At 55.3% G+C, this 21,212-nt stretch carries 16 protein-coding genes, 1 tRNA gene and 5 pseudogenes; 18 read left to right on the top strand and 4 right to left on the bottom strand.

Annotated elements, in window-relative coordinates; genetic code table 11:
- Positions 1 to 391 (bottom strand): annotated as a pseudogene (locus JCM2850_RS14580) (class 1 fructose-bisphosphatase); the annotation flags it as partial.
- Positions 392 to 597: 206 nt separating this feature from the next.
- On the opposite strand from JCM2850_RS14580, the pseudogene JCM2850_RS19735 reads away from it, so the two are divergent.
- Positions 598 to 1,328, top strand: a pseudogene (locus tag JCM2850_RS19735) (MlaA family lipoprotein).
- A gap of 128 nt (positions 1,329 to 1,456) precedes the next feature.
- Here the strand turns inward: JCM2850_RS19735 and pmbA are convergent.
- Positions 1,457 to 2,815 carry a metalloprotease PmbA gene (gene pmbA, locus JCM2850_RS14570; RefSeq protein WP_036266375.1) on the bottom strand — a complete coding sequence of 453 codons (1,359 nt, stop codon included), beginning with the start codon at positions 2,813 to 2,815 and terminating at the stop codon, positions 1,457 to 1,459.
- Positions 2,816 to 2,853: 38 nt separating this feature from the next.
- Here pmbA and yjgA point away from each other — a divergent pair, with 38 nt between their 5' ends.
- The 7 genes from yjgA (at position 2,854) to JCM2850_RS14535 (ending at position 9,626) form a co-directional block, all read left to right on the top strand.
- Positions 2,854 to 3,399: a ribosome biogenesis factor YjgA gene (gene yjgA, locus JCM2850_RS14565; RefSeq protein WP_025872795.1), complete on the top strand. Its 546-nt coding sequence runs from the start codon at positions 2,854 to 2,856 to the stop codon at positions 3,397 to 3,399.
- A 215-nt stretch (positions 3,400 to 3,614) separates the two neighbouring features.
- The gene (locus JCM2850_RS14560) at positions 3,615 to 6,584 is read left to right on the top strand and encodes a monovalent cation/H+ antiporter subunit A (RefSeq protein WP_025872794.1); all 2,970 of its coding nucleotides are present in this window, start codon (positions 3,615 to 3,617) and stop codon (positions 6,582 to 6,584) included.
- Positions 6,572 to 6,901 (top strand): Na+/H+ antiporter subunit C, encoded by a 330-nt coding sequence (locus JCM2850_RS14555; RefSeq protein ID WP_025872791.1) that lies wholly within the window; start codon positions 6,572 to 6,574, stop codon positions 6,899 to 6,901. The genes JCM2850_RS14560 and JCM2850_RS14555 overlap by 13 nt, the downstream gene beginning before the upstream one ends.
- Entirely contained in the window at positions 6,898 to 8,433 is a 1,536-nt protein-coding gene (locus JCM2850_RS14550) for a monovalent cation/H+ antiporter subunit D (RefSeq protein ID WP_025872789.1), read from the top strand. The genes JCM2850_RS14555 and JCM2850_RS14550 overlap by 4 nt, the downstream gene beginning before the upstream one ends.
- Positions 8,430 to 8,981, top strand: a complete 552-nt coding sequence (locus JCM2850_RS14545) for a Na+/H+ antiporter subunit E (RefSeq protein WP_234406289.1) — start codon at positions 8,430 to 8,432, stop codon at positions 8,979 to 8,981. Before JCM2850_RS14550 ends, JCM2850_RS14545 begins: the two co-directional genes overlap by 4 nt.
- A 10-nt stretch (positions 8,982 to 8,991) precedes the next feature.
- A complete protein-coding gene (locus tag JCM2850_RS14540; RefSeq protein WP_025872785.1) occupies positions 8,992 to 9,261 on the top strand; it encodes a K+/H+ antiporter subunit F in 270 nt (89 codons plus the stop codon).
- Positions 9,258 to 9,626 (top strand): Na+/H+ antiporter subunit G, encoded by a 369-nt coding sequence (locus JCM2850_RS14535; RefSeq protein WP_025872784.1) that lies wholly within the window; start codon positions 9,258 to 9,260, stop codon positions 9,624 to 9,626. The genes JCM2850_RS14540 and JCM2850_RS14535 overlap by 4 nt, the downstream gene beginning before the upstream one ends.
- Positions 9,627 to 9,728: 102 nt before the next feature.
- Here JCM2850_RS14535 and JCM2850_RS14530 read toward each other — a convergent pair whose 3' ends face one another.
- Positions 9,729 to 11,840 (bottom strand): site-specific recombinase, encoded by a 2,112-nt coding sequence (locus JCM2850_RS14530; protein WP_439645878.1) that lies wholly within the window; start codon positions 11,838 to 11,840, stop codon positions 9,729 to 9,731.
- A 90-nt stretch (positions 11,841 to 11,930) separates the two neighbouring features.
- Positions 11,931 to 12,686 carry a PDZ domain-containing protein gene (locus JCM2850_RS19730; RefSeq protein ID WP_025872782.1) on the bottom strand — a complete coding sequence of 252 codons (756 nt, stop codon included), beginning with the start codon at positions 12,684 to 12,686 and terminating at the stop codon, positions 11,931 to 11,933.
- 126 nt (positions 12,687 to 12,812) lie between these two features.
- Between JCM2850_RS19730 and mog the strand changes: the two are divergent.
- The 10 genes and pseudogenes from mog to JCM2850_RS14480 all read left to right on the top strand — a co-directional run bounded on the left by mog (position 12,813) and on the right by JCM2850_RS14480 (position 21,045).
- Positions 12,813 to 13,405 (top strand): annotated as a pseudogene (mog, locus tag JCM2850_RS19725) (molybdopterin adenylyltransferase).
- 14 nt (positions 13,406 to 13,419) lie between these two features.
- Positions 13,420 to 14,394: a thiamine-phosphate kinase gene (gene thiL / locus JCM2850_RS14515; protein ID WP_025872780.1), complete on the top strand. Its 975-nt coding sequence runs from the start codon at positions 13,420 to 13,422 to the stop codon at positions 14,392 to 14,394.
- Positions 14,369 to 14,866, top strand: coding sequence for a phosphatidylglycerophosphatase A family protein (locus tag JCM2850_RS14510; protein WP_036266345.1), 498 nt, complete (start codon positions 14,369 to 14,371; stop codon positions 14,864 to 14,866). Before thiL ends, JCM2850_RS14510 begins: the two co-directional genes overlap by 26 nt.
- Positions 14,842 to 15,351 (top strand): nicotinamide-nucleotide amidase, encoded by a 510-nt coding sequence (pncC, locus tag JCM2850_RS14505; RefSeq protein WP_199898360.1) that lies wholly within the window; start codon positions 14,842 to 14,844, stop codon positions 15,349 to 15,351. The genes JCM2850_RS14510 and pncC overlap by 25 nt, the downstream gene beginning before the upstream one ends.
- A gap of 39 nt (positions 15,352 to 15,390) precedes the next feature.
- On the top strand, positions 15,391 to 16,425 hold the full coding sequence (recA, locus tag JCM2850_RS14500; protein ID WP_025872774.1) for a recombinase RecA: 1,035 nt from the start codon (positions 15,391 to 15,393) through the stop codon (positions 16,423 to 16,425).
- Complete coding sequence (gene recX / locus JCM2850_RS14495) at positions 16,406 to 16,873, top strand: recombination regulator RecX (protein WP_025872772.1); 468 nt, start codon at positions 16,406 to 16,408, stop codon at positions 16,871 to 16,873. Before recA ends, recX begins: the two co-directional genes overlap by 20 nt.
- A gap of 70 nt (positions 16,874 to 16,943) precedes the next feature.
- Positions 16,944 to 17,120 (top strand): annotated as a pseudogene (locus JCM2850_RS23655) (alanine--tRNA ligase-related protein); the annotation flags it as partial.
- Positions 17,121 to 17,137: 17 nt separating this feature from the next.
- Complete coding sequence (alaS, locus tag JCM2850_RS19720; RefSeq protein WP_305079994.1) at positions 17,138 to 19,567, top strand: alanine--tRNA ligase; 2,430 nt, start codon at positions 17,138 to 17,140, stop codon at positions 19,565 to 19,567.
- Positions 19,568 to 19,665: 98 nt separating this feature from the next.
- A pseudogene (locus JCM2850_RS19715) lies at positions 19,666 to 20,891 on the top strand (aspartate kinase).
- 60 nt (positions 20,892 to 20,951) lie between these two features.
- Positions 20,952 to 21,045: transfer RNA gene (locus JCM2850_RS14480), tRNA-Ser, on the top strand.
- The last annotated feature ends 167 nt before the right edge of the window (positions 21,046 to 21,212 follow it).

The raw sequence follows: 21,212 nt of genomic DNA, 5'->3' as shown, positions 1-21,212 counted from the left end.
ATAGCGAAAAAATACTGCCTACGGAAAGATTGAGATTGACGTTGGATGAGCCATCCAGCGGGTCAAACAACAGCAAATAAGGTGCATTTTCCTGCCCTGTTACCAAGGCATGCTCCATTTCCTCTGAGGCCAAGCCTGCAATTGCCGCATGGTGCTGAAAATGCTGCAGAAAAATATCATTGCTGAGCACATCCAGGGTCTTTTGCTGCTCGCCTTGCGAGTTTTCGCTGTCGGCATTACCCATATTGCCCTTCAGGCTGCCGTAAGCCACCTCACGCGCTACCTGTTTGCAGGCATGTGCAATATCCAGCAACAATGCCGCCAACTGATGTGGCAGTTGATGCTCCCGTTCATGCTGCTCAAGAAAAGACTTCAATTCCAGGTTCTGCATAACACTCCTCGCTCAGCAAAAGTCACGCTTATGGGCTCACAGTGCCAAGTTTGGGCCAGGACTATGAGCATGTGTTTCATTTTTGCAACGTCACCGTTAGGCCGCTAACAGCTCCGTTGCAAATGTGTGGACAAGTAAAAACCGCTGGTTTAAAGTTGGCTCCGTGTGTCAATTTAGAGACACTGCATAACAATTAGGATAGATGCATGCGCTTCAACATTTCAGGGATTGCAACCAGCATCCTCTTGGCCGCAACCCTCACCGGCTGTGCAACCCAAGCAAACCGAGATCCGCTAGAAGGCTTTAACCGCGGTGTCTACAAATTCAATGATACTGCTGACAAGGCCGTACTGAAACCCATAGCGGGCGCTTACAAGGCTGTACTTCCCAGCCCCATCCGTACTGGTGTGAATAATTTCTTCACCAACCTGGCGACTGTCACCTCCATCATCAACAACGTCTTGCAGCTGGAACTGGGCAAGGCCATGGACAACACTGGCCGTTTGCTGATCAACAGCACCATCGGTATCGGTGGCCTGATTGACGTAGCTCCATGGATGGCGTGCCTAAGCATAATGCTGACTTCGGCCAGACTTTAGGTCGTTGGGGCGTAGGTAGCGGTGCCTATCTGGTATTGCCTTTCCTCGGCCCAAGCACAATTCGTGATACTGCGGGCTTGACTGTAGACACCCTGGCTTTCGATCCGATTCAATACGTGGATTCGCCACGCGTGCGCAATCAGTTGCGTATGGTGAAATTTATCGATCTGCGCTCGCAATACCTGCCTGCCAGCGATTTGTTGGATGAAGCTGCGCTTGATCCTTACACCTTTATGCGTGATGCCTATCTGCAACGTCGTGAACAATTTGTGACTGGCAAGGTTTCCAGTAACGAGTTCGACGATGATGACGATGATGAGGAAGAAGCCGCCAAATAAGGCGTGCTAACAGGCTGAACTAAATAGCCAGCCGCAAAACAAAAGCCACGCAATGCGTGGCTTTTTTCATGGCTAGCGCTTAAGGCAAAACTTAAGCGGCCTCTGGTGTGAGAATCCCCAGCGTAAACCTAGGCCCCACTCGCCACCGTCATGCGTTCTATGAGGATGGACCCGGTCTGCTTGGAACCCTGGCTCAAGACATCATTGCCTATGGCGATGATGGATTTGAACATCTCAGCCAGATTACCCGCGATGGTAATTTCTTCCACCGGATAGGCAATCACGCCGTTCTCCACCCAGAAACCCGCCGCGCCACGTGAATAATCCCCAGTCACCATATTGACGCCATGACCGAGCAACTCAGTCACCAGCAAGCCCGTGCCCATTTCTCTCAGCAGGCCTTCAAAGTTAAGATCACCAGACTGGATGATCAGATTGTGGTTGCCACCAGCGTTACCCGTGGAGCTCATCCCTAGCTTGCGTGCAGAATAGCTGCCCAACATATAGCCTTGCAGCACCCCGTCCTTGATCAGAGAACGGCTATGCGTGGCCACACCTTCATTATCAAACGGCGAGCTAGCCAAACCGCGCTTGATATGCGGCAACTCTTCGATGTTAACGATGGAGGACATGACCTGCTTGCCCAGACTATCAAGCAGGAAGGATGACTTGCGATAGAGACTGCCGCCAGAAATGGCGGAAATCAGATGCGAAATCAAGCCAGAGGCCAAGGGCGCCTCAAACAGTACAGGCACCTGGCAGGTCTTGACCTGGCCGGGGTTGAGTCTACGCGCTGCACGCTCGCCCGCCTTGAGGCCTACCGCCGCAGGCGCATCCAGCTCAGCGGCATGGCGAGCGCTGGTGTACCAGTAATCGCGCTGCATGCTCTCGCCAGCCTCGGCGATCACCGAACAGCTCAAGCCATGACGTGAACTGGGGTAGCCTGCATTGAAACCATGACTGTTGGCGTAGGAAAACAACCCTTCATAAGTCGATACCGAAGCCCCCTCGGAATTGCTGATGCGGCTATCGGCATTGCGCGCAGCCTCTTCGCAGATCAAGGCCATCTTGATGGCCTCATCGACGCTGACATCCCAGGGATGGTAGAGATCAAGATCGGGAATTTCACGCGCCAACAAAGCAGCATCGGCCAAGCCACAGAACTCATCCTGAGCCGTATAACGTGCAATATTGCACGCCGCCGATACAGTATCGCGCAGGGCCTGCAAGCTTAAATCCGAAGTACTGGCATGGCCTTTTTGCTGACCGAAATACACGGTCACCGACATGCCTTTATCGCGGTTGTACTCTATGGTTTCGGTTTCGCCCATGCGTACCGAGACATTCTGGCCTATGCCCAGGCTGACCTCGGCTTCAGCCGAACTGGCACCCGATTCCTTGGCAAATCGCAGTACTTCTTCGCTCAGTCCCTTGAGCTCATCCAGGCTGTAGGAAAAGCGCGAGCCGCGCGCTATCTGGTCGTTCACAGGCGTCTCTTTGCAAAAAACTGTTATCATACATCAGCATGAAACCGAACAAGTCAGAAAACACAGAAGCCAACCTAGAACAGGTCGTCAGCAAAACCAAACGCAAGGCCGAAGCCGATGCTGTGCAGGATATAGGCGTCACTCTGGTGGGATTACCCAAGGACAAACTCAACAAGCTGAATTTGCCTGAGGCCTTGCTGGACGCCGTGCTTGAAGCCAAGCGCATTACCGCCAATGGGGCGATACGCCGCCAGATGCAGTATCTGGGCCGTTTGATGCGCGATATTGATACCGCGCCCATCGTCGACCAGTTGCAACGTTGGGAAGGCAAGCATACCGAGGAAAATGCCCGTTTCCACAGGCTGGAACGATGGCGTGACCGCTTGATTGAAGATGATGCTGCTATTGCAGAGTTCATCACGGCGCATCCGCAAACTGATGCGCAGCAAATCCGCAACCTGATACGCAACGCCAGGCGTGAGCAAGCTGCCAGCAAGCCACCCAAGAGCAGCCGCGAATTATTCAAGCTCTTGCGCAGCATCACGGAAAATAATCAGTCCGAGACTGAACGTCTGGACGACTAGTCTAGTCAGATTGGACTACAGCTCAACCTCGCCACTGCGCAAGGCCTGAGCTTGGTGACATGATGCAGGTCGGGTTGTGCCTGACGACTGCATCATTCACATTCCGCAACAGCGGAAACTGATAACCCTATCGCGGACAGCCAGGCTGATCCGCACACCATGCACCACCCTTGACCGGGTGCGCACAAACTTGATTGTTTAAATATTAATAAAGCATGGGTTTAGCTTATTTAACACTGATACCTTTTATCGGGGCGGCGTTTACCGCATTCAGTACCCGGCTGGGGCGCTACTCCTCGGCCTGGGTAGCTGTGGTCGCGGTGCTCTCATCCTTGTTCCTGCTGTGGCCGCTGGCCTGGCAGGTGACGGATGGCTCCACCATCGTCCAGCACCTGCCGCAGTGGATGCCAGAGCTGGGCTTCAATCTCGCCTTCCGTCTTGACGGTCTGGCCCTGCTGTTCAGCCTGATGATTCTGCTGGTGGGCCTGGTGGTAATTATCTATGCCCGCTACTACTTGTCTGCCCGCGACAGCATGGGCCGCTTCTACGCCTATTTGCTGCTGTTCATGGGTTCCATGCTCGGCATCGTATTATCCGAGAACATTCTGCAGTTGCTGATGTTCTGGGAGCTGACCAGCCTGTCATCCTTCCTGCTGATCAGTTATTGGCAGCAGCGTGAAGAAGCCAGCCGTGGTGCGCGCATGGCGCTGACCATTACTGGCGCTGGCGGCTTGGCCATGTTGGGGGGCTTCCTCATGCTGGGCAAGATGGCAGGCAGTTATGAGCTCAGCGATATTCTCAACGGGGGCGAGGCCATACGTAACCACGCGCTGTACCTGCCCATGCTGCTACTGGTGTTGCTGGGCGCGTTCACCAAATCGGCACAATTCCCCTTCCATTTCTGGCTGCCCAATGCCATGGCTGCGCCCACTCCGGTATCGGCCTATCTGCACTCTGCCACCATGGTCAAGGCGGGGATATTTCTGCTGGCCAGGCTTTACCCCGCACTCTCAGGTACGCCTGAATGGATTTGGCTGGTCTCGGGTACTGGGCTGGTTACCTTTGTCATAGGCGCGTATATCGCCTTGTTCAAACACGATATGAAAGCCTTGCTGGCTTACTCCACCATCAGCCATCTGGGCCTGATAGTGATGTTATTTGGCATCAGCACACCGCTGGCGGTGCTGGCAGGCATTTTCCACATCATGAACCACACCGTGTTCAAGGCCTCGCTGTTTATGCTGGCGGGTATAGTCGACCACGAAACTGGTACGCGTGATATGCGGCAACTGCGCGGCTTGCGGCGCAGCATGCCTTATACCGCTTTGCTGACCTGCCTGGCTGCGGCCGCCATGGCAGGCATTCCCTTGTTCAATGGCTTTATCTCCAAGGAAATGTTTTTTGCCGAGACGGTAGAGCACGGTCAACATCTGGGCCTGGCGTGGTTAGTCCCCGTTATTGTCACCGTTGGTGGCATCTTTGCCGCCGCCTACTCCCTGCGCCTGGCGCACAATGTGTTTTTCAACGGCGTGACCCCAGATTTACCCAAGACCCCGCATGAGCCATCGCGCGGCATGCAGCTGCCTGTAGAAATATTGGTGCTGCCCTGTCTGGTGATAGGCATAGCGCCCAGCCTTGCCGAACCACTGCTAAGCTTGGTGGTAGGCAGCACTCTGCAGGCTGCGGTACCTGAATATCATTTGGCGATCTGGCATGGTTTCAACCCGGCTTTGCTCATGAGCATGCTCGCGGTTGCGGGCGGCATACTGGTCTATAGCCAGCGCGAAAAATTCTTTGCCTTGCAAACCCGTGTGGATGGCAAGCTGGAAGCCAAGATACTTTATAACGGCACCATACGCCGCCTGTTTGCCTGGTCCAGCGCCATCACCATGAACGCTGACAACTTGTCGCAAAAGCGCATGTTATGGATATTGTTTGTTACCGCCATTGGCTTGGGCTTCTATGGCTTCCTCAGCACCGCCAGCCCCTTGGTAGGGGATCGCGAACTGCTGCCTGTAGACCCCATGAGTGCCATGGTGGCATTGATTATGATCGCGGCCGCCATCTCCACCGTGCTGATGCACCAGCAACGCTTTACCGCACTGGTGCTGGTGAGTGCGGTTGGTCTGGGTGTGGCCCTCACCTTCATCAAGTTCTCAGCACCCGATCTGGCCTTGACCCAGCTGGCTGTCGAGTTCATCACCGCCGTGCTGCTGTTGCTCGCCTTGTTCTTCCTGCCGCAAACCACACCAGATGAACGTGACCGCTGGCGTCAGGGTAGAGATATCGTCATTGCCCTGAGCGCTGGCCTGGGCATTGCCGGGCTGAGTTATGCCGTGCTGACCCGTGAATACACCAGCATTGCCGATTACTTTATTACCAACAGCGTCAGCGGGGGCGGCGGTGCCAATGTGGTCAATGTGCTGCTGGTCGATTTCCGTGGCTTTGACACCATGGGTGAAATCACCGTGCTGGCACTTGCAGGCTTGGGCATCTACGCCATGCTGGATCAACTCAAGCTGTTAAGCCCCAAGCAGGATGGCGATGGCAGGCCCTGGAATCCGGACACCCACCCGCTGATCATGGCCACCTTTAGTCGTTTATTGTTGCCTTTGGCATTGCTGGTCGCTATTTTCATTCTGCTGCGCGGCCACAACCTGCCTGGCGGCGGCTTTATTGCGGGCTTGGTCACCTCTGCGGCGCTCATCGTGCAATATCTTGCCAATGGTGTGGAATGGACGCGCAGCAAGCTGCCCGCCAATACCCATCCCTTGATAGGCAGCGGTCTCTTGATTGCGGCCAGCACCGGGATTGCCAGCTGGTATTTTGGTTATCCCTTCCTTACCTCAACCTTCAGCCACCTGCATCTGCCACTACTAGGTGATTTTGAACTGGCCTCGGCCATGGCGTTTGATATTGGGGTGTATCTGGTGGTGGTTGGCACCTCGCTGCTGATTCTGATCAACCTCGGCCTCATACACCAGATCAGCTTCCAGGCACGCCCGAGCAAGCGTGCCGTGCCAAGCTCCAGCCCAGCGCAGGCAGCGCAAGTTCCAAAACCCGGCAAGCCCAATCACAAGAAACGCTGGCTGCCCAAGCGTCATGAGGCACGCCAGGGCGTGCAAGCTGGCCGCAGAAAACCGATTATGAGCACCATTAAACGAGGCCTGCCATGGAAGCGATGATCTCCATCCTGATAGGCGTACTCACCGCAGGCGGGGTTTATCTTTGCTTGCGCAGCCATACTTTCCCGGTGGTACTGGGGCTGACCCTGCTTTCTTATGGCGTCAATCTGTTCCTGTTCATGATGGGTAGGCTGGTGATAGGCAAGCCGCCCATCATCAGTGATGATGCCAGCAGCTATGCCGACCCTATTCCGCAGGCACTGGTGCTGACCGCTATTGTCATCAGCTTTGCCATGACCGCCTATATCATCGTGCTGGCGCTCAAGGCCAGAAATGAAATGGGTAACGACCATGTTGATGGAAAGGATGTGCGATGAACCACATTGCCATCATTCCCTTGCTGCTACCGCTGTTTACCGGGATATGCCTGCTGCTGCTGCGTGAGCAGCGCCATTACGTCAAACGCGCTATTGCAGGCATCAGTAGCCTGGCACAGATAGGCGTGGCGTTTGCGCTGTTGCAGCAAGTTTCTAATGGCGACATTCTGGTGTATGCGCTGAGCAACTGGCCCGCGCCGTTTGGCATTACCCTGGTGGCTGATCGCCTGGCGGCCTTTATGGTGCTGACCACCGCACTGCTGGCGGTGTTTGCACTGATGTATGCCATGCGCGGCACAGACCGTAATGGCAGGCAGTTCCATATTTTGTTCCAGTTGCAGTTGTTCGGCCTGAATGGCGCTTTCCTCACGGGTGATCTGTTTAACCTGTTTGTGTTCTTCGAGGTGCTGCTGCTGGCCTCATATAGTTTGTTGTTGCATGGTGGCGGACGTAAACGTATACGTTCCGGCCTGCACTTCGTGGTGATTAACGTCGTGGGTTCTGCGCTGTTCTTGTTTGGTGTGGGCACTCTGTATGGCGTGCTAGGCACCCTGAATATGGCTGATCTTGCCCTTGAGGTCGCCAAGGTTCCGGCCGCAGATATGGGGCTGGTCAAAGCCGCGGCGCTGCTGTTGTTTGTGGTGTTTGCGCTCAAGGCCGCCTTGTTGCCTTTATACCTGTGGCTGCCCACGGCTTATTCGCAGACCAGCGCGCCAGCGGCTGCGCTATTTGCCATCATGACCAAGGTCGGCGCTTACAGCATATTGCGGGTTTATACCCTAATTTTTGGCAACCAGGCCGGGCCGCTCTCCAGCCTGCTGGACCCCTGGCTGCTGCCCATGGCACTGGCGACGATAGCGATTGGTAGCTTTGGCCTGCTGGGCAGCAAGCGTTTGCGTCAGCAAGTGGCCTATCTGGTCGTCATATCAGCAGGCACCCTGCTGACTGGCTTTAGCCTGGAATCCACCACTGGCATTGCGGCCGGGCTTTACTATCTGCCACACACCACCTTTGCCACCGCAGCATTATTCCTGCTGGCGGATTTAATCGTGCAGCGTCGTGGGCAGATGGAAGACAGGCTAGAGGCTGGCTATGTCATCACCCAGCAGAAATTCCTCGGTGGCGTGTTCTTCGCTCTGGCAATTCTGGCGGCAGGTTTGCCGCCGCTGTCTGGTTTTTTGGGTAAATTTATGTTGCTGCGTGCGGCGCTGGATCATGCCGCCCTGCCTTACATCATGGGCTTTGTACTCACCAGCAGCCTACTCACCATTATTGCCCTGGCACGCTCAGGCAGCCTGATCTTCTTCGAGGCCAATGCGGTAGATAAATCCACCAACACCTCAGTCAAGCAAGTTGAACCAGAACCATTACAGACCCGTGAATTACTGCCTGTCTTTGCGCTGCTAGGGCTATGCATACTCATGACCTTCAAGGCGGGCAGCATCAATGCCTATTGCCTGGCCACCGCGCAACAGGTGCTGGATACCCAGGCTTATATCAGCGCCGTACTCGGCCATGGAGCACAGCCATGATCAAGAGCGTAATGCAGCGTGTGCTGCTAAGACTACTCCCCCACCCCCTGCTGACACTGCTGCTGGCGGTGATCTGGCTATTGCTCGCCAATAATATTGCCGCTGGCGAAGTGGTGGTTGGCTTGCTGCTGGGCTGGGCCATTCCCTTCTTTGCGCTGCAGTTCTGGCCAGACAAGCTCTATGTGCACAAACCCATAACCCTGCTCAAGTTTGCCTACATTCTGCTGCACGACATCATAGAGGCCAACTTTATCGTGGCATTGCGGATTCTGGGTAGGCCAGAAAAACTACGCCCGGCCTTTATTGTGGTGCCCATAGACCTCAATTCCGATTTTGCGATGAGCATCCTGGCCAACACCACCTGCCTGACACCAGGCTCGCTTTCTGCCCTGCTGGCACCAGATCGCAAAAGCATATTGGTACATGCCATGGATGTGGACGATGAAGCTGCTTTCATCCACACCATCAAGACCCGCTACGAACAGCCGCTCAAGGAAATCTTCGAGGGGGATGATGACAAGCACGCGCAGGAGAATATCAAGCCATGAGTACTAAGCCATGATAGAAATCGCGATTCATATTGCCTTTGTGCTGGTGTCTTCCGCGCTGGCCCTCAACGCCTGGCGCCTGCTGCGCGGCCCTAGCGCGCCTGACCGTATCCTGGCGCTGGATACGCTGTATATCAACACCATTGCCCTGTTGGTGCTGTTTGGTATTCATATCAAAAGCGCGCTTTATTTCGAGGCTGCCCTGCTGATTGCCCTCATGGGCTTTATAGGCACGGTGGCCATGTGCAAATACTTGCTGCGCGGAGACATCATAGAATGAGTCCATGGCTTGAAGCACTGCTGTCTTTCCTCATCGTGCTGGGTGCACTGCTGACTTTTATAGGCTCGCTGGGGCTAGCACGTCTGCGTGATTTTTATACGCGTCTGCACGGCCCAACCAAGGGCACCACGCTAGGCGTAGGCAGTCTGCTCATCGCTTCTTCGGTATTTTTCAGCGTGCAAGGCGAAGGCATCAGCCTGCATGAAGTACTGATCACCCTCTTCCTCTTCATCACCGCGCCTATCAGCGCCCACCTGCTGGCCAAGGCGGCACTGCATTTGAAGGTGGAATCTCTGGTGCCGCTGCCAGATGAGGCTATCGCACGCAAAAACAGCCAGCATCGGGATTATCAGTCCCTGGACTAGCCAGCAAGACTGTCACGAACCCAGACTTGAGGATCAGGGTTCGTGAGTTCGAGATGTCATCGCTTCCGCCAGCCTGCTCATCAGCAATACAGCAGCTCCAGCTTAGACCCCAGACTGCGGCCCTGGCGGTGTCACCACCGTGTTGGGCTTATCCGCTGCCGCTGTCTGCGTTTGCTTGGGATGTAGCTCTACATCCAAGCCTGGTTCCAACACAACCTGCTGCCTACGCGGTGGCAAGAGGAACAGCGCCGGGTTCTGCACAAAGCGCGTCAGCAAGGTGCGCAACAACAAGCGCCACTGCGCAAAACTCACCTTGCGCGACTTCATTGCCACATACAAGGCCAGGCTAAAGCTCACCACCAGATTGGTCGTGCCTATGAGCCAGATACCCAAAATCGCCGTCAGCAGCACCTGCCATGAAATCATGAAATCCAGCGCCATAAAGGAATAGCCGGTAAAGGCCGAGACAAAGGCGATATGGCGGATATCAATAGGGGCACCAAGCAACACGCCCAGCCCGGTCATGCCGCCCAGCATGCAACCGAAGTAGAAATTACCTGCCAGCGCACCCAGGTTGTTTTCTACATAGCGCGCCACTCTATCTAATCTCGCTGTGCCCAGCAGGCGTTCCAGCCAGCGCAGGGCGCGCAGGCGTTGCGGAATCTGGTTATAGACCGCCAGATTATCGTGATAACCCGCAATCAAGCCAGAGAGGAACAGGCAAACCCCGGCGATGGCCGCATAAAACACCGCGCCACTATGGATGGGATCATTGGAGGCCAGCAAGGCATGGGCTTTTTCTGGGCTGATGAAATGCTCGCCAGTGACGCTGAGAATCACCCAACCCACCAGCATGGCCATGGGCACTGCCAGCATGACATTGCCGAGTATGGCGATGGTCTGGCTGCGGAAAGTCTGGGCGATGATGTTGACCAGCTTGTCCAGGTTACGATTTTTGCGGTCACTGGCATCAATGCTCGCCGCGATAGCGGCGGCTGTCATCGCTGGCTGCTTGGTGGCCACGGTGAAATGCAGGATATGAATCAGCACAAAGCCCAGGCCGTAGTTGAGGCTGAATAATATGGCCTCGGTCAGTGGCGCATAGTGGTGCTTGGCCGCCAGGATTTTGAGCATGCTCATGATGGCGATAATGACCCCGGCCCCCATGGCCGAGCGCATCAAACGGAAATATTCGCTGCGCGTTTCTGTGATGTAGTGTTCACCAGTGCGGCTGGCGTTTTCAGTCACGCGCAAGGCCATGAGTTCCACGTTTTCGCGGAAATGCTGGCGCACATCATTTTTATGCCGCTCTGCTGAAACCAGGCGCTTGAATAATTGCACCAGCGCCAGCCCGGCATCCTGTTGGGCACTTACTAGTCGCATAATGCCCAGCAGGCTTTCCAGACGGCTGATCTGCTGGCTCATGCGTTGCAGCAGAAAGGTGAGGCGCACGCTGGTGCCGGTTTGTGAGGAGTTGCGCCGTATTTTGGCAATCACCTCACGGCATTGATCCAGCATCACCAGCATATGCCCTACATCTTGCGGCGGGTTAGCGCTCGTTTGCTCGTCTGCCGATTCCAGCTTGCTTGCTGGATTAACTGCCAGCAAGGCCTGCAACTCCAGGTTTTGCGTGATGAAGGGCGAATCGTGATATTCAATCTCGGGGTGGTTGCGTATCAGCTCAGGCTCCAAACCGGAAGCCGTCAGTCGGTAAGACAGCACCTGGGCTGCATCCAGCAGGCTTTGCTGGCAGGCGGCTCTTTGCGCCGGGGTTGCTAGGTCAAAACGTAGTGCCTGCAACAACTGTAGCCAGACTTCGTCCGGCACTGCCGCCACCCAGATTTCATCGCCAGCACGCGGGAATATCTGCGCAAACAAATCCTTGAGATAAGCGGGGTTGATCGCATCTGGCAGCAGCTTGTGGCCGATACGGCGTGAGAGTTCGGTAAAAAACCCACTATTAGGTTGTATGCCGGAATCCACATACAAAGAAAGCGGCTTACGCCCTGCCAGCAGGCTAAGCACGGCTTCACGCAGCAAACGGGCTTTTTCTGCATCGTTCTCAAGAATATGGCATAGCGCTTGCACCGCATGCGCAGCCTGGTCTGAGGCAGTGACACTATTGGGACGGATTTCGGCCACCAGCTCGGCAATCAGCTTGGCGGCAGGGATATTGTGCGCAGCATGCGCTTGCAGGATTTTTTCCATCAGCATTTTTAAAGTTATCTATCCTGTTCTAGCTTAAATTCAGATTCAATTGCAATACTTGCATCAATAATGCACAACGCTACCCCAGCCTCAGACTCAAGGCGCGGCATTGAGTTTGACCTGTACATGTTTTTCTAAGGCTACGCGCTTCAGTGTCAGCTCTACCTCTTGCCCGGCATGCTGCAAACTCAGGGCTTGCAGGCCCTGGGCAGAATCCAGTTTTTGCCCGTTGATGCTCAGCAACACATCGCCTATTACCACACCCGCCTGCGCGGCAGGTGAGCCGCTAATCACCGCCAACACCGTCAGGCCGGGATCATCCTTTTCCATACGCTGCATCACATGCACGCCCAGTACTGGCGGTTGCAGCTTGGCCCAATAAGTTGCCATATAGCTATACATCTGGGTGGGGGCAGCCTTGCTGCTTTGCTGGGCCTGCTCCTTAATCTGCTTCATGCGCATGGCCGTGGTCGGTGTAGCCACGGTCTGGGTGTAGATCACCACGGCGTCGGCCTTGACCTTTACGGCCTGTGCCTCTGCCCGTGAAGGTGGCACATCGGCCTGCTCAAAGCGCGAATAACCCAGCATTTCATAGCCATCATTGAGCATGCGCTGGTAATCGGCAGTTTCGTTCACACCACGGAACAACTGCGGGCTGGCAGAGCCTGCTTGCAGCTTTACGCCATGCAGATCACGCGCAACATAGTGCTGACTATAAGGGTTGTCATCAACTGGCTTTTCTACCTTGGCGGCAGGCGTTGCTGGTTTGGAAGGCACAGAATCCCTCACCACAGGCTGGGTACAGGCCGCCAACAGGGCCACCAGTAACACAAGATAATAATGGCGCATCATTCCTCCGCTTGAATTGACGACAGACATCTAATGGTATGATGAATCCAGAGTTTTTTCATGGCTAGTCGCGCATAGACTGATGTTAGGACTAGCCCACACTTCTTCAAATTCCATAAAATACACACTATGTCAGCAGAAACTTTACGCATAGGCCTGGTCTCCATCAGTGACCGTGCCTCCAGTGGCGTTTATACCGATCAGGGCATTCCCTCTTTGCAAGAATGGCTGGCGCGCGCGCTCACCACCCCTTGGGAGAGCACGGTACGCCTGATTCCTGATGAGCAAGAAGAAATCGAATCCAATCTGCGCGATCTCGTGGACTACGATGGATGTCACTTGGTGCTGACAACAGGCGGCACTGGCCCGGCAATACGTGATGTCACGCCTGAGGCTACACTGGCTGTGGCCGACAAGATCATGCCTGGCTTTGGCGAACAAATGCGCCAGATCAGCCTGCAATTTGTGCCTACTGCCATTCTTTCAAGACAGGTTGCCGTCATACGCAAGCGCTGCCTGATTATCAACCTGCCTGGTCAGCCCAAAGCCATCGCCCAAACCCTGGAAGTCTTAAGGACGAGGCTGGGAACAGCAAGGTGCCTGGCATTTTTGCCGCTGTGCCTTATTGCCTGGATTTGATAGGTGCGCCCTATATCGAAACCGACCCCGCCGTGGTGCAGGCCTTCCGCCCCAAATCCGCAATCAAGCCCATCAGTGTCTGAGGCGGTGCTATTCCATGGCGTCTGAATTTGATCTGATCCAGCGTTACTTTACCCGCAGCGCAGCCAATGACGCACAGTCTGGCGTAATATTGGGCGTGGGTGACGATGCTGCTCTATTGCAAGTAACTACAGGCATGGAGCTTGCCATTTCAGCGGATATGCTAGTAGCAGGCACTCACTTTTTTGAACATATAGACCCCTGGCTCATAGGCTGGAAATCGCTGGCGGTGAATGTTTCCGACATGGCCGCCATGGGCGCACAACCTCGCTGGGTGACACTGGCGCTGGCATTGCCAGAAGCCAATGAAGCCTGGGTTGCAGGTTTTGCTACAGGCTTTTTTGCCTGTGCGGATCAATTCGGCATTCAGCTTATAGGCGGTGATACCACGCGTGGGCCATTGAATATCTGTGTGCAAATCATGGGTGAAGTGCCACCTGGGGCTTCACTCTTGCGTAGCCACGCCCAGCTGGATGATGACATTTGGGTTTCTGGCCCGCTGGGGGCCGCTGCTCTGGCCCTGGCAGGTTTACAGCAGCGTTTTAGCCTGACAGAAGCTGAGCAGGAGCTGTGCAGCCGCGCCCTACACCAACCGCAACCCAGGGTGGAACTTGGTCTGGCCTTGCGTGGGGTGGCGCATGCGGCGCTGGATATCTCTGATGGACTGCTGGCGGATTTGACCCATATTCTAGACCGCTCACAACTAGGGGCAGAAATCGATTTTTCCGCCATCCCACTGACGCCCACCGTAAGCACCTACTCTCATGATAGCTTAGTACAGCAGTGGATTTTATCTGGCGGTGATGATTATGAACTCTGTTTCACAGCCCCGGCCTCGGCACGTGAACACATTCAACACATAGGCCAGCAACTAGGCCTTAGCCTGAGCCGCATAGGCCGCGTTGTGGCGGGAAGAAAATTACAGGTGCTGGGCCAGGATGGCACAGCATTAAAGATCAAGGAGCATGGTTTTGACCACTTTGCCAAATAGACAATTTCTGCTGCAACACCCGGCACATTTCCTGGCTTTGGGTTTTGGTAGCGGCCTCATGCCCAGGGCACCCGGCACCAGTGGCACGCTGGCAGCCCTGCCGCTGTTTGCTGTGTTGATGTATTTACCTGAAGTCAGCCACCTGCCGATACTGGCAGCGCTTTTCCTGATTGGTATTCCGCTTTGCGGCATCACCGGGCGCAATCTGGGGGTGAATGATCATGGCAGCATAGTCTGGGATGAAATTGTCGCTTATATGCTGGTGCTGGAGTTCACCCCTAAGTCATGGGAGTGGTGGTTATATGCCTTCCTGTTGTTCCGGTTATTCGATATCTGGAAACCCTTCCCTATCCGTACCCTGGATAGAAAAATTCATGGTGGCTTTGGCGTGATGCTGGATGACTTGCTGGCCGCCATTTATGCCATCGCTGTATTGAAAGGATTGCAATGGTGGATGATGCAGAGCTTTTAAGCCTGGCGCAACAACTGGGCGCGGCCCTGGCGCAGCAGAGCAGTCAGTTATCGCTGGCTGAATCCTGCACTGGCGGCTGGGTAGCGCAGTGTGCTACCGCCATACCGGGCAGTTCAGCCTGGCTGGAACGCGGCTTTGTGACTTATAGCAATGCCGCCAAGCAGGAAATGCTGGGCGTGGGTGCCGATACCCTGCAGGCCTTTGGTGCAGTGAGCGAGGCCACCGCCAAGGAAATGGCGCTGGGTGCCCTGGCCTACAGCCATGCTGACCTCAGTGCTGCCATCACTGGCATTGCCGGGCCAGAGGGTGGCTCGGCAGAAAAACCCGTGGGTACGGTGTGCTTTGGCTGGGCGCATAGGGATGGCCGACTATGGACACGCAGGCTGCAGTTTGCCGGAGACCGGGAGGCCGTACGCAGGCAGGCGGTAAAAACCGCATTGCAAGGTCTGCTGCACCTTACCCTAGGCACTGAATTTATGAAATAATTGCAGGCTTTAGCAGGCAACTCAAAAAGGTACTCACAGATGGATGAAAATAGAAGCAAAGCGCTGGCCGCAGCCCTCTCGCAAATCGAGAAACAGTTTGGCAAAGGCTCCATCATGCGCATGGGTGACACCGATGTTGCCTCTGACATCCAGGCTGTTTCCACAGGCTCGCTGGGGCTGGATATCGCGCTGGGCATAGGCGGTTTGCCACGCGGCCGTATTGTTGAGATTTATGGCCCGGAATCTTCCGGTAAAACCACGCTGACGCTATCTGTCATCGCGCAAATGCAAAAGCTGGGTGGCACGGCAGCCTTTATCGATGCTGAGCACGCGCTGGACCCACAATACGCCCAGAAGCTGGGTGTGAATGTTTCCGAATTGCTGATTTCCCAGCCTGACACTGGCGAACAGGCGCTGGAAATTGCCGATATGCTGGTACGTTCTGGCTCGGTGGATATTGTGGTGGTTGACTCGGTAGCCGCGCTGACCCCCAAGGCTGAAATTGAAGGCGAAATGGGTGACTCGCACATGGGTCTGCAAGCCCGCTTGATGTCACAAGCACTGCGCAAGCTCACCGCCAACATCAAGCGCACCAACACCCTAGTGATTTTCATCAACCAGATTCGTATGAAGATAGGCGTGATGTTCGGCAACCCTGAAACCACCACTGGTGGTAATGCGCTGAAGTTCTACGCTTCTGTGCGTCTGGATATCCGCCGCACTGGCGCGATCAAGAAGGGTGATGAAATCACTGGCTCCGAAACCCGCGTCAAGGTAGTCAAGAACAAGGTTTCGCCGCCGTTCAAGCAAGCCGAGTTCGATATTCTTTACGGCGAAGGTATTTCGCGTGAAGGCGAAATTGTCGAAATGGGTGTCAACCTCAAGTTTGTTGAGAAGGCGGGTGCCTGGTATAGCTACAACGGCGAGAAGATAGGCCAGGGCAAGGATAACGCCCGCGAGTTTCTCAAGGCCAACCCTGCGATTGCCAATGAAATCGACGCCAAGATACGCGCCAACTCTAACCTGGCCAACGCCGCGATGACCACGGCGCCGGATGAAGAAGACGACGAATAAACCTGCCATCAGCCTGCGCGAGCGGGCTTTGGCTTTTCTGACACGGCGTGAATACGCCTATCAGGAATTGCAGCAAAAACTGCGCGCCTATGCCACTGAAGAGGATGACATCCCTGCGCTGCTGGAAGATTTCAAGCAGCGCGGCTGGTTATCTGATGCCAGGTTTGCCGAGCAGATAGTGCATGCACGCCGCAGCCGCTACGGCAGCCTGCGCGTGGCACATGAGCTACGCGAACATGGCGTGGCCGATGAATTAATCGGCAAGGCCGTGGCTGAAGTTGAGGCCAATGAGCTTGAAACCGCGCGCCAGGTGCATGGCAAGAAATTTGCAGGCGCGCCGCAAACCCGTGAGGAATGGGCCAAACAGGCCAGGTTTTTGCAGGGGCGTGGCTTTGGCTTTGATATTATCCGCCAGGTGCTGCGTGACAGCCCGGATGAGCATGATTAGGCAAGAGATATATTCGACTGCAGCCCAGGCTGCAGTGATTTAACAACATTATGAGCAAGAAAACAGCTAAATGAAGAGCAATCAGATTCGCCAGGCTTTCCTGGATTACTTCGCTTCCAAGGGGCACCAGATCGTTAGCTCCAGCTCGCTGGTGCCAGCGGGCGACCCCACCCTGCTCTTCACCAATGCCGGGATGAACCAGTTCAAGGACGTGTTTCTGGGCTTTGACAAGCGCCCTTACAACCGCGCCACCTCCTCGCAAAAGTGTGTACGCGCAGGCGGCAAGCACAACGATCTGGAAAACGTAGCTACACCGCGCGCCACCATACCTTCTTTGAAATGCTGGGTAATTTCAGCTTTGGCGATTACTTCAAGCGCGATGCCATTAACTTCGCCTGGGAGTTACTCACTGGCGTATTCAAGCTACCCAAGGACAAGCTCACCGTCACCGTCTATGCCGAGGATGACGAGGCCTATGACATCTGGACCAAGGAAATCGGCGTGCCCGCCGAGCGTGTAATCCGCATTGGTGACAACAAGGGTGCGCGCTATGCCTCGGATAACTTCTGGATGATGGGCGACACTGGCCCCTGCGGCCCTTGCACCGAGATTTTCTACGATCACGGCGAGCACATCTGGGGCGGGCCTCCAGGCAGCGCAGAAGAAGATGGCGACCGTTACATCGAAATCTGGAACAACGTCTTTATGCAGTTCAACCGCGATGAAGCCGGGGTAATGCATCCGCTACCCAAGCCCAGCGTGGATACTGGCATGGGTCTGGAGCGTATTGCCGCCGTGCTGCAAGGCGTGCACAGCAATTACGAGATTGATCTATTCCAAAGCCTGATCAAGGCGGCTGCGCGCGTGACCAGCACTACTGATCTCGACAGCCCATCTCTGAAAGTACTGGCTGACCATATCCGCGCCTGTTCCTTCCTGATTGCCGATGGTGTCATCCCCGGCAATGAAGGCCGTGGCTATGTGCTGCGCCGCATTATCCGCCGCGCTATCCGTCATGGTTACAAGCTGGGCGCTCGGGCGGCTTTCTTCCACAAAATGGTGGCGGATTTGGTGGCGGAAATGGGCGATGCCTACCCCGAACTCAAGCAGGGTGAGCAGCGCATCACCGACATTTTGCGTCTGGAAGAAGAACGCTTCTTTGAGACCATAGAAAACGGCATGACCATCCTTGAAACCGAGCTGGCGGAAATGGCCAAGCACGGCAACAAGGTGTTCAATGGCGAAACCGCCTTCAAGCTGCATGACACCTTTGGCTTCCCGCTGGATTTGACCGCTGACGTCTGTAGAGAGCGTGAAGTCAGCGTGGACGCGGCGGCTTTTGATGCCGCCATGGCACGCCAGAAGGAACAAGCGCGTGCGGCTGGCAAGTTCAAGATGTCTATCAATCTGGAATACGATGGCGCTGCCACCAGCTTCCAGGGTTATGAAACGCTGGAAACCAGCGCCAAGGTACTGGCCTTGTACAAGGATGGTGCCGCAGTTGAGAAACTGAATGAAGGCGAACTGGGCGTAGTGGTGCTGGACAACACCCCCTTCTATGCCGAATCTGGCGGCCAGGTGGGCGATCAAGGTTTGCTCAAGGGGCTGGACGGCATCTTCCAGGTGGAAGATACCCTGAAGATACAGGCTAGCGTCTTTGGCCATCACGGGGTGTTGAGTACAGGCAGCCTGAACGTGGGTGAAGCTGTGCAAGCCCGCGTTGATCTGGTGGCGCGTCACCGCACCATGCGCCACCACTCGGCCACCCATTTGATGCACAAGGCCCTGCGTGAAGTGCTGGGCAGCCATGTGCAGCAAAAAGGCTCACTGGTAGACCCAGATAAAACCCGTTTCGACTTCTCACATAATGCGCCAGTCAGCGCCGATGAAATCCGCCGCATTGAACAGATTGTGAATGCTGAAATTCTGGAAAACCACCCTACCCAGGCACGTGTGATGGATATTGAATCCGCGCAGAAGACGGGTGCCATGATGCTGTTTGGCGAGAAGTATGGTGATGAAGTGCGCGTGCTGGATATAGGCAGCAGCCGTGAACTGTGTGGCGGCACCCATGTGAGCCGCACTGGCGATATTGGCCTGTTCAAAGTGGTGGCAGAATCCGGCGTTGCCGCTGGTGTGCGCCGCATAGAGGCGGCCACTGGCGATGTGGCGCTGCAACTGGTACAACAGCAACAAGCCCTGCTGGCAGATGCAGCTTCTGCCTTCAAGGCACCCGCCAGCGAGCTGGCAGGCAAAATCACTCAGACGCTGGATCAGGTCAAAACCCTGGAAAAAGAACTGGCCAGGCTTAAATCCAAGCTGGCTTCCTCACAAGGTGATGAACTGGCTGAGCAGGCCGTGGAAATCAAGGGCGTCAAGGTGCTGGCTACCGTGCTGGAAAGCGCAGACGCCAACACCCTGCGCGAGACCATGGACAAGCTCAAGGACAAGCTCAAAACCGCCGCCATCGTGCTGGCCAGCGTCAATGCTGGCAAGGTCAGCGTGGCAGCAGGCGTTACCGCAGATACCCTGGGCAAGGTCAAGGCAGGCGAGCTGGTGAACTTTGTTGCAGGCCAGGTGGGCGGCAAGGGCGGCGGCAAGCCAGATATGGCCATGGCAGGTGGCACCGATGCCAGCAAGCTGCCAGAAGCACTGGCCAGCGTGGCAGGCTGGGTGCAGGACAAACTGCAATAGCCGGGCAAAATCAGGTTAACCACATTGAATTAAGTCGCTGGCGTCTACACACAAACGCCAGTGTTTTATTGATGCAGCACATTTGATTAGATAGAAATATGGCACTCATCGTACAGAAATACGGCGGCACCTCGGTCGCCAACCCCGAACGCATAGGCAATGTGGCGCGCCGTGTTGCCCGCCACAAGGCACTGGGGCAACAGGTCGTCGTCGTGGTCTCCGCCATGTCGGGCGAAACCAACCGCCTGATAGGCCTGGCCAAGGAAGTCATGCCCAACCCCAGCCCGCGTGAACTTGACGTGCTGGTTTCCACAGGCGAGCAAGTTACCATTGCCCTCTTGGCCATGGCCCTGCAAGAACTTGGCGTTAAAGCCAAGAGCTACACCGGCAGCCAGGTACGCATACTCACCGACAACGCCCACACCAAGGCGCGCATCCTCAAGATAGATGAGGAGCGCATGCGTGCTGACCTGGATCAAGGCTACGTTGTAGTAGTGGCTGGCTTCCAGGGCGTGGACGAGGCAGGCAACATCACCACCCTGGGCCGTGGCGGCTCAGATACCACAGGCGTGGCGCTGGCAGCAGCCCTCAAGGCCGATGAATGCCAGATTTACACCGATGTTGATGGTGTATACACCACAGACCCACGCGTCGTGCCCGAGGCACGCCGCCTGAAATCCGTCACCTTTGAAGAAATGCTGGAAATGGCCAGCCTGGGCTCCAAGGTGCTGCAAATCCGCTCGGTCGAGTTTGCAGGCAAATACAAGGTCAAACTGCGCGTGCTTTCCAGCTTTGAAGAAGAAGGCGAAGGCACGCTGATTACTTTTGAGGACGACAAGCAAATGGAACAACCCATCATCTCCGGCATCGCATTCAACCGCGACGAAGCCAAAATCACCGTACTGGGCGTGCCTGACCGTCCTGGTATCGCCTACCAGATTCTGGGCCCGGTGGCCGATGCCAATATCGATGTGGACATCATCATCCAAAACGTAGGCGCAGACGGCACCACCGACTTCACCTTCACCGTGCACAAGAACGATCTCAGCCGTGCGCTGGACATCCTGCGTGACAAGGTACAAGGCCATATCGGCGCACGTGAAATCATAGGCGACGACAAAACTGCCAAGGTTTCCGTGTAGGCGTAGGCATGCGCTCGCATGTAGGCATCGCCAGCCAGATGTTCCGCACCCTGGTTGAAGAAGGCATCAACATCCAGATGATCTCCACTTCCGAGATCAAAATCTCCGTGGTCATAGACGAAAAGTACATGGAACTCGCGGTAAGGGTTCTGCACAAGGCTTTCGGCCTGGAAGAAGTTTAAATATAAGCTGAGTCAGCGTTGATTTTTGCGGCGTATTCAAGTATTGTTACGCCCTCGTGCGGAGAGCTGGCCGAGTGGTCGAAGGCACTTCCCTGCTAAGGAAGCATACGGGCTTAAACCTGTATCGAGGGTTCGAATCCCTCGCTCTCCGCCAAAAATGATGAAAGCCCCGATATATTGAATATATCGGGGCTTTTTCATTTTCTGGGGTATGAATGCTAGTGCGCAGCACAATATTCCCGCTTCTTACAGCAATTGCATCTAATCTATGCGCGCCAAGTGAGTCATATTCACCTTGGAAGCTGTACGCACCAAAGCCTG

Origin of the sequence: Methylobacillus glycogenes JCM 2850 (assembly GCF_000617925.1) — a bacterium.
In the GTDB taxonomy this organism is placed as follows: Bacteria; Pseudomonadota; Gammaproteobacteria; order Burkholderiales; family Methylophilaceae; genus Methylobacillus; species Methylobacillus glycogenes.
Note: the sequence above shows the minus strand (reverse complement) of the source record. Positions and strands in the feature narration are given on the sequence as shown.

Bases quoted from the DNA above. Each gene is read 5' to 3' on its own strand.
- yjgA (WP_025872795.1), top strand. From the start codon at position 2,854: ATGAAACCGAACAAGTCAGAAAACACAGAAGCCAACCTAGAACAGGTC.
- JCM2850_RS14560 (WP_025872794.1), top strand. From the start codon at position 3,615: ATGGGTTTAGCTTATTTAACACTGATACCTTTTATCGGGGCGGCGTTT.
- JCM2850_RS14555 (WP_025872791.1), top strand. From the start codon at position 6,572: ATGGAAGCGATGATCTCCATCCTGATAGGCGTACTCACCGCAGGCGGG.
- JCM2850_RS14550 (WP_025872789.1), top strand. From the start codon at position 6,898: ATGAACCACATTGCCATCATTCCCTTGCTGCTACCGCTGTTTACCGGG.
- JCM2850_RS14545 (WP_234406289.1), top strand. From the start codon at position 8,430: ATGATCAAGAGCGTAATGCAGCGTGTGCTGCTAAGACTACTCCCCCAC.
- JCM2850_RS14540 (WP_025872785.1), top strand. From the start codon at position 8,992: ATGATAGAAATCGCGATTCATATTGCCTTTGTGCTGGTGTCTTCCGCG.
- JCM2850_RS14535 (WP_025872784.1), top strand. From the start codon at position 9,258: ATGAGTCCATGGCTTGAAGCACTGCTGTCTTTCCTCATCGTGCTGGGT.
- JCM2850_RS14530 (WP_439645878.1), bottom strand. From the start codon at position 11,840: ATGCTGATGGAAAAAATCCTGCAAGCGCATGCTGCGCACAATATCCCT.
- JCM2850_RS19730 (WP_025872782.1), bottom strand. From the start codon at position 12,686: ATGATGCGCCATTATTATCTTGTGTTACTGGTGGCCCTGTTGGCGGCC.
- thiL (WP_025872780.1), top strand. From the start codon at position 13,420: ATGGCGTCTGAATTTGATCTGATCCAGCGTTACTTTACCCGCAGCGCA.
- JCM2850_RS14510 (WP_036266345.1), top strand. From the start codon at position 14,369: ATGGTTTTGACCACTTTGCCAAATAGACAATTTCTGCTGCAACACCCG.
- pncC (WP_199898360.1), top strand. From the start codon at position 14,842: ATGGTGGATGATGCAGAGCTTTTAAGCCTGGCGCAACAACTGGGCGCG.
- recA (WP_025872774.1), top strand. From the start codon at position 15,391: ATGGATGAAAATAGAAGCAAAGCGCTGGCCGCAGCCCTCTCGCAAATC.
- recX (WP_025872772.1), top strand. From the start codon at position 16,406: ATGAAGAAGACGACGAATAAACCTGCCATCAGCCTGCGCGAGCGGGCT.